Here is a 13,903-nt window from a genome sequence, read left to right on the forward strand (position 1 = left end):
GAGCGAGGCACCACTTTTCATCCTTTATAAACCGGCAACTTGGACCGACAGTTTCTTGTACATTCAGTTTCTGCGCAAGGAAAAATTTTACATTCATTACCAAATTAAATTGACAGATATGGCATGTTCTGTCAATGTCGCCCGCTTGACACTAGTTCCCTTTTAAATAATTGACACATTGACGGAAAGTATCAACCCTTATACTTGTTGGTGATATTTCACCGAAAACTTCGAGGATGAGTAGTGACAAGATGTCACTATTGCGCTTTTTTCACTTTAGCGTTAAACCAATAGTGAACCTTATTAATGCCTTAGGTTCTTTTTGTCCATTATAGACTTTCTTGCACTCCTTAGAACTAGCCTTTGGCCTTGATAGCATCAGAACACTTAATTAGACTGGGTACTTGCCTAATTTCAAACTTAAGTAGATCATTACGGAGGGATATCTATGGGTATTTCACAATTACGCCAAACCTTCATCGGGTTAAGTTTGGCAACCACTTTACTCACTGCTTCTTTCGGTAGCAGTCTCGCTCATGCCGCTGACAGCTCCACCAATGCCGAGCTGCCGCGTATGGCGTACACGCTCTTTAGCGATAAATACGTTAACACAAACGAAGGCTCAGTATCTGGCTACATATTTACTGTCGACGCCAACAACGAGAACTCTCACACCTACGACCCGTGGAAGAACGGCCGAAAATATAGGACTATTCCTCATTTAGGACGTCCAACAGTAATCGAAGAAGAGAAACAAACTGTAGATCTGAGTAAGCATGCTGCGAGAATCAAATCAGATAATGCTGATCCGAAAACCAATTCACCGAGTTAGTGTATTGCTTTAACGCACATAAACATTTTCCGAACAACGCAAGAAGATCTTGGTTAACATTCGAACCAGATTTGATAGGACTAACTACGCCGGAGAGCGACGATAAAAAAGCAAATCAATACGAGCAGTTACCTACAAAATTTAAGGACAATACACAACGCCAAATTTTGAAAGTAATTTGGAATGGCTTCCCGTCAGATGCTGCTGGAATCCAATCTAAACTAGGGCTATCTAACGACGCATTCCATCAAGCTACTCAACAAGCAGTGTGGTATTTTACAGATCAACGCCAATGGAGTGAAGAAAGCGCTAAGGACTTGAAAAATGAAGCGAAAACTGCATTCCAAGCTTTCCTATTCCTGACAAACCAAGAAACCTCATCCAACCTTAGTTCGAGCAAACTAAGTCATATTTCCTTAGTTGAACCTGACACAAATAACGCTGAACTTCTCTCGTATAAATCGAAAAGTACAGAGAAACAAGACCTTTTGCGCGCAGTTTTTAACGAGAAAGATCAGCCTGGAAAACCAATCCTCCCAGAGCCACCGAAAACAGATCCGAAAGACCCTGACTGCCACTGCAAAGATGGTAATCCTGGACCAAAAGGGGATCCAGGTAAAGACGGCGCACCTGGCAAAGATGGTGACAAGGGAGAGAAAGGCGAGCCAGGAACACCAGGTCCACAAGGACCTGAGGGTAAACCAGGTACTGACGGCAAACCAGGAAAAGATGGAAATGGGATTAAATCTATTCGAATCGACAAAGATGGAAATCTCATAATTGAGCTAACAAACAACACAATAATCAACCTCGGGAAAATTATTGGCCCAGAAGGTAAGCCGGGTCCACAAGGTCCACAAGGCCCCGAAGGCAAGCCAGGTAAAGATGGCGACCGCGGCGAAAAGGGCGATCCAGGTAAGCCGGGTCCACAAGGTCCCGAAGGTAAGCCGGGTCCACAAGGTCCACAAGGTGATTCCGGTAAAGACAAGCCAGAGCCTCCGAAGTCCCAGCCACATATTGACGTCCAACAAAAGCATGTGTCTAGAGCATCAGAGCTTGCTCATACTGGAACCGACACCCAGAGCATTGTTGTCGTTTCGCTCTTGTTGGTGATCACAGGACTAGTGGGTATCCGCATCCGTAAGAATAGCTAATCTACAAAAACAATTTGGCGAGTTTCCAACGAAATTGGGAACTCGCCAAATTGCTATGCTTACAACATGTCACCGATGGTAGCGGGTATCTGTCGCTATCATGAGCGGGGCGCCATATGCTGCCCCGAGTAACAAAATGACTAAACCTGAATCGTTGAGTGCTACCCCGACGACGACGAGTGTTGCCATCGCCCGAATTGCCCAGCGAATATCACTGTCATGAGTACTGAGGTTAAGAACGCGTATCTGGTCTCGCCATATCCACATTGCGAGGGCAATGATTGCAAGCAGGAGCCACACAAACCACGGGGCCGAGCCGAGCATGAACATGAGTTTACGGTAGACAACGTTGATGGCTTCGCCGTCGATAATACTTTGGAAGAATCGTCCTAGATGGGTCCAGGATTCTTGGGGGCGGAGCCAGTCTACGAAGGCTGCGCCGATTCCTACGAGGGTTGCAGTCCCAAAGATAATGATGAATGTTCGCGGCGTTAAGGCCCTCCCGCCCATCACAACTAGAAGTACGAGGAAAGCTGCAACGAGTGCCGGAACACCACCGAAATCTGCTCCGAGAGAGCCAGCGCCATCGATGACGACGGCAATAATTCCCAGGGCCATAACCGCAGCTGGAACAGCTACCTGCTCGTAGCTAGTACGCAGGATGCGTGCAGCTACGAAAGCTAGATAGATCATTGATAAAGCGAATACGGTAAACGGCGCATTTGATAGGCCATAGAAGCGGCCACCTTGTTGAGGTTGGTCGCCAAGCACTGATGATGCGTGCAGGACAGAACCGAATACAACATCGAGCCCGATTGTGGTTGCGCTGATGAGAGCAACGCAACCAGCTGCGCATGGTGTTCGGCGGCTCAAGGCTGCTCCTGCGATGCTTATACCTAGAACGCATCCGAGGAAGGTTGCAGTCGGAGCTGGGGTATCCCACCACGGGACAAGATTTGCTAGGAAAGATGCGGCCGGGAGGAGTGCTATGGTTAGTGCGATAGCTCGCTGAGTATTGCTGATGCTAGTGGTTTTCCCAGCACGAGAATGACGCCACCAGCGCACGAGAGAGCCGATAAGGAAGATACCAGCGGAAATACTCATGAGAAGGTAGAACGGTCCGACGGCGGGCCGTACTGCAATAGCACGTGCATTGTTGTCCCGAAGCTCGGCGACTATGTCCGGGGTTGCCTGTGCGTCGTCGTTATGGAATGCGATTGGCGATCCTACGAAATCTGCAATTGGCTGTTGCCCTAGAAGTGTCAATAGGGCTTGTGGGATATCGGTGAGTTGGACGAGGCCCCGATGCCTAGTGGAGTTGGTGTAGGACACGGTTCCGGGCGTAATACCTGGTCCGACGGCACTCATAAATTGCAGTTGTGCGGTGCGCGAATCGGAATCTGCTACGGATCCGATCACGATTGTGGTGTTCGGATCAATCACGTCTAATAGTTCGCCAAGTTCTCGGTCAAGTGCCGAGATTTGTGCAGTGGCATGGACTGACCTCGCAACCGGAGGCGCAAAAGCGGCCCGCATGTCTTCAAGCATTCCTTTGCCTTTAGCCCGGGCAATGGCGTGACTGGTGTTCGTTACTCGTCCTAGATCGACGACGACGAGGTCGGCTTGCGAAACAGTTGAATATACGTCTGCCGGATGGGTTGCGATTCCGTTGGTGTAAGTAATATTGGCATGATGGCGTTGACCAGCGGGCAGATTTGTGGAGGTTCGTAACGCGAGCGCAGCTCCAGAGCCGATTGTGCCAACGGACATTCCGCGACTAGCTAGTTCGTCACCGAATGTGGTTTCGGGTGGGGTGAACGGCGATGTTGCTTCGCCGGCTATCCGCGCTTTTTCTACTCGTGCTGGCAGAACACCGTCTGCTGCTGCGGTGATGGGTTTCGCGCATCCTTTTTCGATGGGGTCAGCTGCGCGCACTCCTTGGCTAATCGTCAACCATCCGGCGTTTGGGCAGGTGGTGACGCCGATTGTTTTAACGACTAGGTTTGCTGAGGAGCCGCGCCCGACGAAGTCGTAGAGGGTTGGCGTTTTTTCGGCAGAGATATCTGCCCAGGTTACACCGCTAACTCCGATGAAAACTGTTTTGTTTCCGGGCATATCTGTTATGGTTCCGGCTTGGCTAATGGTTTTGCCACGCCATGCTGGAGCAAGTAGTGTCCCGATCAGTAGCAGGACGATAACGACGGCGGTCCCCCACCATCGCCATGTACGTGCAGCGTTCTGTTTCATTAGTTTTTTACCCGTACAGTTAGCGCACCGGGAATTATTCGTGCATGGACGTGATCAGTGTAGCCAAGGACGTCACCATCGACTTGGACGGGTTGGGGTTTGTCGATATCTAGCGAAGCTTCAACGATTCGGTGGATGTCGAGGTCTCCTTGGGCGGGCACGCCTGGAATATCAACTTTTTTGATTCCTTTGCTTCGCATTCCGGTTCGTCGGAGGAGGTCTACCCAGCCGATGAGTCCGGCACGGGTATCGACGACGACGAGTTCCATCCAGCCGTCGTCAGCTTTTGCTGCGGTGTCAAAAACGAGACCGCCAACGAGTTCGCCGCAGTTGAGGAACATGACGGTTCGAGCGTCAGTTGTTACTGGCTTGGTGCTGTTTCCTACTGTGATCGTGGCGCTCATTTTGGGGGCGAGAATGTGTGGCATGGCGGCTTTGAAGTAGGCGGCCCAGCCAATGACTTCCTTGAGCTTTTTGTTTGCGTCTGCCTCAAGCATGATGGTGGCATCGAGTCCCATGCCGGCGTTCACTACGAAGGCGTATTCGCCAGGCATTGCCGGATGGACATCATGATTTTTCTTTGATTCAGGTACCGGTTCCGATGATTCTTTAACGGTAAGTATGCCGACGTCGATCTTGCGTGGTGCTCCGGTGACGGCGATGGTGGCAAGTTCGTGAATATCATCGAGCGGAAAGTTCAGGTTACGAGCCAGGAGGTTCCCTGTTCCTACTGGCATGAGTCCCATCGGGATTCCAGTATTGGCAAGGCCTTCGGCAACTACGCGCACAGTCCCGTCACCGCCAGCGGCAATAACAACGGCTGCCCGGGCCTTGATAGCTGCTTGGGTTTGACTAACTCCGGGATCGTCAGCAGTGGTAGCTAACCATACGGGTTCGCCAAGTGACGCATCGTGAGCACTTCGTGCCAAAGCTTCGCGGATAAGCTTCCAATCAGCTTTTTTCGTTGGATTGAAAATAATATAGGGTGGGCCTTGGTTTAGGTCTGGGTCGCTAGTTGTCACTTGTGTGTCCCGAGCTGCGCCTGATCGACGGCGGTCAATACGCATATTTTTTATGACTCGCCGATTTCGGAGCATGCCGAAGAGTGCTACCAGTGCTATCACGAATGTAGCCACGACAAGAATTAATTCCCAATCCATAGGACTTAGTTTACTAGATGTGTGCCACTCCATGAGCAGGCATTGTCTCAATGATTAGTCACGGTTAGCATGGTGGGCCGGAAAAGAACTATTCTTGTAATCATGATCGATATCCGTACTCTTCGCGAAAACCCAGAGGCCGTGCGTGCCTCACAACAAGCCCGCGGCGATGATCCCGCGCTTGTTGATGCTGTCCTAGCCGCAGATGAAAAGCGTCGTGCTTCCCAGCAGGCGTTTGAAGATTTGCGTGCGCAACAAAAGAATCTTTCCCGCACGATTGGTAAGGCGTCTGCTGACGAACGCCCTGCGATTCTGGCACAAGCTAAGGAAATGTCTGAGCAGGTCAAGGCTCTCGAAGCTGAAGCTAATGCCGCTGCAGAGCAGTTCCAGACTGCGATGTACAAAATCGCTAACCCTGTTTTACCGGGTGTCCCAGCTGGTGGCGAGGATGACTACGAGGTTCTGCGCGAAGTTGGCTCACTTCCTGATTTCGCCGCGCGTGGCTTTGAGCCGAAGGATCATTTGGATGTGGCTGAAGGTTTGGGCGCAGTTGATATGGAGCGTGGCACAAAGGTTTCTGGCTCACGTTTCTACTATTTGAAAGGTATCGGCGCCCGGTTGGAGTTGGCGTTGCTCACTATGGCTGCCGATCAGGCAGAAGCTAACGGTTTCACGCTGATGAACACCCCAACCTTGGTTCGCCCAGAAGTTATGGGTGGTACTGGTTTCTTGGGTGCTCACTCGGATGAGATTTACTACTTGCCGGCCGATGATCTGTACCTAACCGGTACGTCTGAGGTTGCCTTGGCTGGTTACCATTCGAATGAGATTTTGGATCTTTCCTATGGCCCGAAGCGTTATGCTGGCTGGTCTACTTGTTACCGGCGCGAGGCTGGCTCGTATGGTCGCGATACTCGTGGAATTATTCGCGTTCATCAGTTCAACAAGGTTGAGATGTTCTCGTTCTGTCCAGAAGAGCAAGCTATTGATGAGCACCAGCGTTTCTTGGCGTGGGAAGAGGAAATGATCCAGAAGATGGAGCTTCCTTATCGCGTCATCAACACGGCAGCTGGTGATTTGGGTTCGTCGGCAGCTCAGAAGTTTGATTGTGAAGCTTGGTTGCCTACCCAGAACCGTTACATGGAGGTCACATCGACGTCGAACTGCACCACGTTCCAGGCACGCCGGCTTGGTATTCGGGAACGTTTTGAGGGTTCTACTCGCGCTGTTGCTACGTTGAACGGCACTTTGGCTACTACTCGCTGGCTGGTTTCCATGTTTGAAAACCATCAGCAGCCAGATGGATCGTTGTACATTCCGCAAGCAATGCGTCCATATTTGGGTGGCCGCGAACTCATTAGTGTTCAGTAACGTGACGATCAGAGATTCTCAACGGTCCGGGGGTCTGACTCCCGGACCGCTACCATATTTTACTGATCTGCTTGCGCAGCGGTCTCTTCCGCCTGCTGGGCCAGATTTGATGGTGGCGTTAGATATTGATGGCACGACGATTCACCATGACACGTCACTTTCGCCACGGGTACGCGAAGCGGTTCATGCTCATCTGAATGCTGGTACTCGCCTAGTTTTCGCAACCGGGCGTGGTATTACTGGAACGCAAGTGGCGTTACAAGATGTCGGTTTCGATCATGGTATTGCCGTGGTATGTAATGGTGCTGCGATAACGTCTGTTGGTGGCGCTGTCCCGGATTCATTGACTACCCCGTTGCCTGACTTTCTAGATAATAGCGGCCCGGCTTACCGCCTGGTTACTGCCCACACGTTTGATCCGAGTCGTGAGATTGAGCTGTTATCGGCAGGGCTGCCAGATAATGTCTGGTTCGCCTTGGAGACGCTCGATGAGCCGACTCGGGTAACGTTCCCGTTCCCCGAAGATGAGCTGTCTGGCCCGAGCCGGCTTGTCCCGATCTCAGAATTGGCGTCTGCTAAGGCTACCCGGTTGACGGTCCGGGCTTCGCAGATGACTGCTCACGAGTTGATGGAAGCTGTAGCTAAACTGGGGTTGCGTGGCGTGGAGTATGCGGTGGGATGGTCGGCTTGGATGGATATTACGCCCGAAGGCGTTTCGAAAGCCTCTGCATTAGAGGAAGTTCGAGCGTTCTTTGGGGTCGGTTCCAGCCACACGGTATGTGTGGGAGATTCTGGTAACGACGTCGATATGCTGTCCTGGGCTGGTTTAGGAGTTGCGATGGGTAACGCGCCGGATTACGTTCGTAACCATGCCGACGCTGTCACGGATCATGTTGACGACGACGGATGCGCTGCCGTTCTGGAGGCCTTGCTCTAAGGGATTGCGGCGCGTTGCTTGCCCAGCAATCATAGCCGCCAATCCCGGTAGAGCAATATACATTCCTTCTTTGATCATAATTGCACCAGAATCGTTGATCGGTACAGCAACCAAAATACCTACGGCTATGCCGATTGTGACTGGGATGAAACCGTAGTCAGAGGTGAGGGCACGAAGGGATCCTAAATGGATTCCGCTGACTGAATTCAAGTACCTGGTTGCGAAGACGGCCAAGATTCCAATCACAATTGCGATGGCGATGAGTGCAAGCAGATCTGGCCGGCCGATGAAGGATCGAGTGACATCACGGATTTTTCCGCCAATAATCGCCCAGCTTTCGGCCGTGCCGAACTTGGCCCAGAACCGGCCAATATGGGATTCACCGCCACGGCGAGCATCGATCAAACCAACTCCACCCATCACAGCAACGGTGCTCACTAGCCACAACAGTCCATGCCACCAGCGTAGCTTTTTCCCGGTAAGCAGGATAGCGGTGATGCCGAAGCAGGCTATAAGTCCAGGCGGGCCACCAAAATCGGCACCCCATAGTGGCAGTGCATCCACTGCAACCGCGATTATTCCGATTCCAAGCAGCACGAACAATGGCAGGCGAGCACCGGCGTCGTTCTTGGCACGTTTGCGTAGCCATGCGATAACCAGCAATGATGCGATCAAACCGCACACAACGAGAATTAAATATGTGCGGTTAGAGATTCCGTAGTACCGACGGGACGTGAGCATCAGTGAGCCCATAAATCCGTTGCGCTGATGGACCGATCCGGCCACGATGTCAATACACAAGAGGGCGAACGAAACCAAGCTAATAAAGCCAGCACGGTGTGCGCTCAGGTGTGACAGTGCAACAATCGCAACAGCAATCAGTGCCGTCATCGCGATTGCCCACGCTTGCATAACACCAGGCGATCCTGGCAGATCCCACCACGGGAGCAGGTTGAGAATCATGGCACTGGGAACCCAAGCGAATGCCCACAGGTTGAATTGTTCTAGTCCGGCCCACAATCGCCGAGGAGCACCCCAACGGTGCCCTTCTGGACCTGGTGTAATGAGGAATAAGCCGAGGACACCCAGGACGCCTAGGAGAACCATGGTGTTGAAGATTTGGTACCACTTTGCAGATGACGAAGCCGCAATATAGGCGTGTTGGGCAGTGTCGAGGACGGGTTTCATTGCCGCAGTCAACGATGGCTGTGGCTGGACATGCAATCCGGAATATTTGCCGGTGATGAGGTTGCGAACATCGGTGATGGTGATGAATCCGTCGGCACGGGTGAGGTCGGAGCGGATAGTACCGGCACCGGAGGTTGTGCCATCGAGCGCAATATTTGTGGCAAAGAAATGCAGGTGCGCTCGACGCCATTGGTCACCGAGCGAGGCAATAATAACTTTGCGTGGATGTTCGCTGTTTTCGTTCGCTGTGAGAATGTTGATCAGTTTTTGTTGAATCAAGGCACGCTGGTCAGCGACGTTGAGATAACGGGGCGATCCGCGGATGCTGCCCAGATCGACGACGACGTCGTCATCCACTGTATTGAGAATGCGAGTCAGGTCACCTTGAGCTTTTTCGGCGGCTTCCGGGAATCCGGCATCCGGTAACGCCAGCCACTGGTCAACTGTGCCGTCTTTCGTCGCAATAGGAATGCCGGCGTTGCGCCCTACTGCCGTGACGTTGTGGGAAAAGAGCGGTTCATCTGGCCATTCGGTTTCGCCCAAACGTAGGGAAAAGTTACGGATATGAACAGTCTGTGGGTATTCCTTGTAAAGAGAGGCTGGATCTTCCAAGATGGTAGCTGGATGACATTCGTCTCCGAGGCTCACCACGAAAGATTCCGGGAGGCGATCGGATACGTCACGTGATGTTCGTAACTGCATCCAGCCTTCTGAAGGGCAGGTCAACGGGGAAACAGAACGGGGACTGAGAGCAGCAACCGAGTAGTTTGCTAGGAGCCGTGATAGTTGCGGGTTGGCGATATCGACGTCGAGAGGTCTCACCCCTGCCATCCCCACAAACAGTAGGGAATCATTGGAAGAAGTCGGTGCCGTTGCCGAAGAAGCGGACGCAAAAATGCTTCCGCCAACGACCTGAAAAATGCCAAGTATTGCTACCAATATGGCTGTTAAACGTACCCGCACGTCCACCCCTTCAAACAGTTCCCTCTTCCATACTAAAACAAAAATCTTCCCTACCAGTTTTTACTTAGGTCTCAATTCCCTTACAATAATGAAAGCATCAAGATTCATAGTGTAGTTTTGAGGCTAAGGAGAGTTGTCAGAGCGGCCGAATGAGCTGGTCTTGAAAACCAGTATGCAGCAACCCTGCATCAAGGGTTCGAATCCCTTACTCTCCGCTGGTTACCACTGTGGTGGATTTGAGTTGGTGAAAACCTTCTCGAGTCGGCTATGGTTGGAGACCTGGAGACATGGCTGAGTGGTCGAAAGCGCTCCCCTGCTAAGGGAGTAGTCGCCTAAAAGCGGCTCGAGGGTTCAAATCCCTCTGTCTCCGCCACTTGTCCCGGTAGGTTTTCCTACCGGGACATTTTTATTCCCACGCACCGCGTTCAGTGAACAAAGTAGTTGAGTTCTTGGACAGGTTGGTACAGTCTGTGTGGAATTAATGAACAATGTCTAAGGAGACCACATATGACTGAGCAGAATTCAAACCCGATTACGCCTGTTAAGCCACCTTATATTGATCAGGTACTTCCGGATGTTTATAACGCAATGGAGGGCGTTGCAGTTGCGTTAGGGAAGGCGTATGACGACGTCGAACTCCCCCGCACTCTTGTTGAGCTTGCTTATTTGCGTGCTTCGCAACTTAACGGTTGTGCAACCTGCTTGTCTGTTCATGTGCCACGCGCATTGCAGGCGGGAGTTTCCCAGCGCCAGATAGACATGTTGCCGGCATGGCGTCATTCGCAGCGCGTTTTCTCTGAGCAAGAGATTATGGCGATCCGGTTAGCGGAGACTATTACTCAATTGCCAGAAAGCGCTGATTATTATGCGCTGATCGGGGAAGCGCTGACACTGTTTACGAAGGAACAGCTGGTTGCGTTGGAGTGGGGAATTATTTCTATCAACGCTTTTAACCGAGTTTCGGTAGTTTCACAGCATCCAACTCGGAAGTATCCAAAGAGCTAGTCCGTATTTTGTAGCGTTTAGGGCGTATCGACTTCAATTGTGAAGTACGATACGCCCTTTCTAATAAATCCGCAGTTTTAGCGCGTTCTACACGGATGTCTATATTTGGTGTAATTACCCACATAGGTTTGAATGAACATTCTTTCCGATAATTCACTATCATCTATTAAGGTCTTGCGTTAGCAGAAATAGTTGTTGTGCTTTAATGCCATACGCAACCCATAGTTCCACATCTTTTTCACCGTACAGAGGGTTTTATGAAAAACAGAAAGCGCCTACTCAGCACTGCTTTAGGGTTATGCTTCGTCACGTCATCACTACAGCTCGGAATAATTGACGTATTTGGAACAGGGCCATCTGCACACGCTGCTGTTATTCAGGACGCCGGCCAACACTGGGACGCCTCGCAAGATTTAAAAGATTACCTATCTCGCCCAATCGATTGGACGCATCCTACACTCGCACCAAAAGGCAAGATTGATGTAAATACTGCCCAAGAATACCTTGTTAAAGCAATTTCTGAGATGCAGAGCACCGTTGTCTTTTACGGCGACTACGATCTTTCCGATAAAGCGATCGCTCCTCTTATTTACAAACACCCTAACGGCTCACTGATCCGGCACATTGCTGGTGACTGGAAGGTTGACAAAGAAGAGGTTTCTTTCGAAAAAGGTTTATACAAGCATACTGTGCGGTTTGCATACCTCGTATCGAAAGAGGACGCTATTCGCGCAGATCGACGTATCGATGAAATTGTTCGCTTCTTGACTAAGAAGCTCAATAGACTGAAAGACGTACCCGGCACACGCAACAGCAACGAGTACCGTAAGGCTCGACTCATCCACGATTATATTATTAAAAATGTAAAGCCGATAGCGGATGAGCAAACAGCCACTGGCCACTACTATGTTAAATCCGCTGCGGGGGATGGCAAACAGTATGAAATCCATTCCCTTGAAGCTGGTTTGTTTGCAAATCAGGGTGTCTGCCAAACATATACCATTATGTTTGACCGGATCGCTTCGCGCATGGGACTGCAAACACGCTACGTCCGCGGTAAGAAATCATTTGGCTATTTCACAAACGATAGCGAAAAAGAACGCCTTTTACAGCAGGTTAAAGCAGATGAACGCATTGCTGCCAAGGGCGGACGCTGGCCCGAAGCTAATCACTCATGGAACCAGGTAAAAATTGACGGACACTGGTATCACCTCGATCTGACAGTAGACGCCGTCTCGTCACGATCGATGTACAAATACACGTATGCCGGGTTCTTGCGCACCGATGAGGAGTTTGGCGAGCCAACAACGTGGTGGATTGGCGAACACCACAAAAAGAACTACAGTGCTTTTGCGAACGTGACATGGAATCAGAGTGAAGCAGAACCCGCAACCAAGCCAATGAATTTTGGAAAGCTGTTTTCTTCCTATAGTAGTTCCCGTCCGCTCCAGTCGAATCTTAGTGGCTCTCGTCATCCACTGGGAAACTTTAGCGATGATGAAGTAGGCGTCCTTCCGCTCAAACAATACTCCGCAGAAACAAGCTCGGTATCTCAGATCGTTTCTCCTTACGGAGAAAAAGAAGTCGCGGAAGTGCCGGCAGGTATATCAGCCGAAGATCTACCAAAAACGTTGAAGCTGCAAGGTATTACCAGCGCAATACCGACCGAATCATACAAGCTAGGTACGTTCGAAGATTCGCCAGTATCATTAGCAAAACCAGATGATTGGGAAAAAGCAAAGGACCGCATTGGCACACATCTCAGCCTCGATTTTGTAGCAGAAAATGGCGCCAAACTTACTATCCCCATTTCAGTAGTAGAACCTGGAAAAGAATCCCACGCTTTAGCACGCATCGACACTGGATCTGGTCACATCCATATCGATCAGATTCATCCCAGTGGCGATGACTACGATGCACATGCCGATAAAGAAGCATTTGACAACCGCCGTAAAGAAGCAGAGCAAGCTATCCTTACTAACGTTAAAGTCTCCTATGCAGACGGCACCTCAGACACATCGACCATTGACGTCTCCGTTCGCGGTCTAGAAAACGTCAAAGTTGATAAGCCAGGAAGCTATTCAGTCCTCATCATTGCTAAAGGCAAAGATAATTTACGAACGAAAGCTGACTACACCGTCGTCGTCGACAAGAAGCTCAAAGCAAGTAGCGTCACTATTTTTACCAACAACAATAATGCAGCTGAATTCAACATCCCGGCCAATACCCACTACTACATGGACCCGTCGTCCTTCCACAGCTTCCTTGGGAAGAACGAAGGCGTGAATTTAATTGCGAAGCGCAAGACATCGCTTGGTCTAACTAAGCAAGTCAACGATACTATCGCCCTTATTGATTCCACAGGTAAAGAATGGCCATACAATGAAGACGAAGATATGTTTATCGACGCCGATGGCAACCGGTTATTCAACGGAATCAAGATGGTTGACCTGGTTCGCAAAGCAGGTTCATATCGAATCAAAGTAACTGGCCAATACGCTCAAGAAGAGCCGAAGGTTAAGGTCATCACCGTTAACATTATTGATGACAAAGACACGATAACCGAGGCTGATCGTCACAAGGCGATTATGACCGTAGACAAAATTGATTCGCTCTCAATGACAGCCCGGATCAAGTACATCCAAGAGATTCGTGAACTGTCCTCAAGTAGCGCTATCAACGATCTTGTTGATAGGGCGAGCAGCAAGCCGGTCGAAAAAACGACCGTTTCATACATTGTTGAACACATCGATAAAGAAACCGGGAAACCATTCTCCGCTCCGATGAAGAAAATCGAGTTCCAGGGAACTACTGTTACCGAACATGCAGAAAGCTACTACCTTAATAAGGGCTACACCGTAGATAAGCCTGTTCAAGAAATGAAGGTTACTGGCAACGACCAGAAGATCACCTTCATTTACACACGACAAGCTAAGTAGTACTAGCAGCATAATTTAGTGGGGAGTAGACCGTAACTGGTCTACTCCCCACAGTGCTATGTTGCCTAGCTCAGGCAGCCAATTGTCGTCGAATAACCAAATGGTCG

The 13,903-nt window shown here is 50.4% G+C and carries 9 protein-coding genes and 2 tRNA genes; 8 read left to right on the forward strand and 3 right to left on the reverse strand.

Features of this window, described 5'->3' with window-relative positions; all coding sequences use genetic code 11:
• The first annotated feature begins 448 nt into the window (after positions 1-448).
• Complete coding sequence (locus tag KSO86_RS04740; RefSeq protein WP_216431868.1) at positions 449-832, forward strand: hypothetical protein; 384 nt, start codon at positions 449-451, stop codon at positions 830-832.
• On the forward strand, positions 832-1,986 hold the full coding sequence (locus KSO86_RS04745; protein WP_216431870.1) for a thioester-forming surface-anchored protein: 1,155 nt from the start codon (positions 832-834) through the stop codon (positions 1,984-1,986). The genes KSO86_RS04740 and KSO86_RS04745 overlap by 1 nt, the downstream gene beginning before the upstream one ends.
• 69 nt (positions 1,987-2,055) lie before the next feature.
• Here the strand turns inward: KSO86_RS04745 and KSO86_RS04750 are convergent, their stop codons facing one another.
• Together KSO86_RS04750 and KSO86_RS04755 are read right to left on the reverse strand one after the other, a co-directional pair.
• Positions 2,056-4,233, reverse strand: a complete 2,178-nt coding sequence (locus KSO86_RS04750) for a hypothetical protein (protein ID WP_216378455.1) — start codon at positions 4,231-4,233, stop codon at positions 2,056-2,058.
• Positions 4,233-5,393 carry a diacylglycerol/lipid kinase family protein gene (locus tag KSO86_RS04755; RefSeq protein WP_216378456.1) on the reverse strand — a complete coding sequence of 387 codons (1,161 nt, stop codon included), beginning with the start codon at positions 5,391-5,393 and terminating at the stop codon, positions 4,233-4,235. The genes KSO86_RS04750 and KSO86_RS04755 overlap by 1 nt, the downstream gene beginning before the upstream one ends.
• Before the next feature lie 102 nt (positions 5,394-5,495).
• On the opposite strand from KSO86_RS04755, the gene serS reads away from it, so the two are divergent.
• Positions 5,496-6,764: a serine--tRNA ligase gene (gene serS / locus KSO86_RS04760; protein ID WP_216431872.1), complete on the forward strand. Its 1,269-nt coding sequence runs from the start codon at positions 5,496-5,498 to the stop codon at positions 6,762-6,764.
• A gap of 1 nt (position 6,765) precedes the next feature.
• A complete protein-coding gene (locus KSO86_RS04765; protein ID WP_366493323.1) occupies positions 6,766-7,701 on the forward strand; it encodes an HAD family hydrolase in 936 nt (311 codons plus the stop codon).
• On the opposite strand, the gene KSO86_RS04770 is transcribed toward KSO86_RS04765, so the two are convergent.
• The gene (locus KSO86_RS04770; protein ID WP_216378459.1) at positions 7,591-9,852 is read right to left on the reverse strand and encodes a DUF2339 domain-containing protein; all 2,262 of its coding nucleotides are present in this window, start codon (positions 9,850-9,852) and stop codon (positions 7,591-7,593) included. The genes KSO86_RS04765 and KSO86_RS04770 overlap by 111 nt on opposite strands.
• A 127-nt stretch (positions 9,853-9,979) precedes the next feature.
• On the opposite strand from KSO86_RS04770, the gene KSO86_RS04775 reads away from it, so the two are divergent.
• The 4 genes from KSO86_RS04775 (at position 9,980) to KSO86_RS04790 (ending at position 13,796) form a co-directional block, all read left to right on the forward strand.
• Positions 9,980-10,067, forward strand: a tRNA-Ser gene (locus tag KSO86_RS04775).
• Between the two features lie 66 nt (positions 10,068-10,133).
• Positions 10,134-10,225: transfer RNA gene (locus KSO86_RS04780), tRNA-Ser, on the forward strand.
• A gap of 134 nt (positions 10,226-10,359) precedes the next feature.
• Complete coding sequence (locus KSO86_RS04785) at positions 10,360-10,857, forward strand: carboxymuconolactone decarboxylase family protein (RefSeq protein ID WP_216378460.1); 498 nt, start codon at positions 10,360-10,362, stop codon at positions 10,855-10,857.
• A 257-nt stretch (positions 10,858-11,114) separates the two neighbouring features.
• Entirely contained in the window at positions 11,115-13,796 is a 2,682-nt protein-coding gene (locus tag KSO86_RS04790; protein WP_216431874.1) for a transglutaminase-like domain-containing protein, read from the forward strand.
• Positions 13,797-13,903: the final 107 nt, after the last annotated feature.

The sequence above is a fragment of the Arcanobacterium phocae genome, from assembly GCF_018913465.1.
Classification (GTDB): Bacteria; Actinomycetota; Actinomycetes; order Actinomycetales; family Actinomycetaceae; genus Arcanobacterium; species Arcanobacterium phocae_A.

Coding starts and splice junctions, on each gene's coding strand:
- KSO86_RS04740 (WP_216431868.1), top strand. CDS start 449: ATGGGTATTTCACAATTACGCCAAACCTTCATCGGGTTAAGTTTGGCA.
- KSO86_RS04750 (WP_216378455.1), bottom strand. CDS start 4,233: ATGAAACAGAACGCTGCACGTACATGGCGATGGTGGGGGACCGCCGTC.
- KSO86_RS04755 (WP_216378456.1), bottom strand. CDS start 5,393: ATGGATTGGGAATTAATTCTTGTCGTGGCTACATTCGTGATAGCACTG.
- serS (WP_216431872.1), top strand. CDS start 5,496: ATGATCGATATCCGTACTCTTCGCGAAAACCCAGAGGCCGTGCGTGCC.
- KSO86_RS04785 (WP_216378460.1), top strand. CDS start 10,360: ATGACTGAGCAGAATTCAAACCCGATTACGCCTGTTAAGCCACCTTAT.
- KSO86_RS04790 (WP_216431874.1), top strand. CDS start 11,115: ATGAAAAACAGAAAGCGCCTACTCAGCACTGCTTTAGGGTTATGCTTC.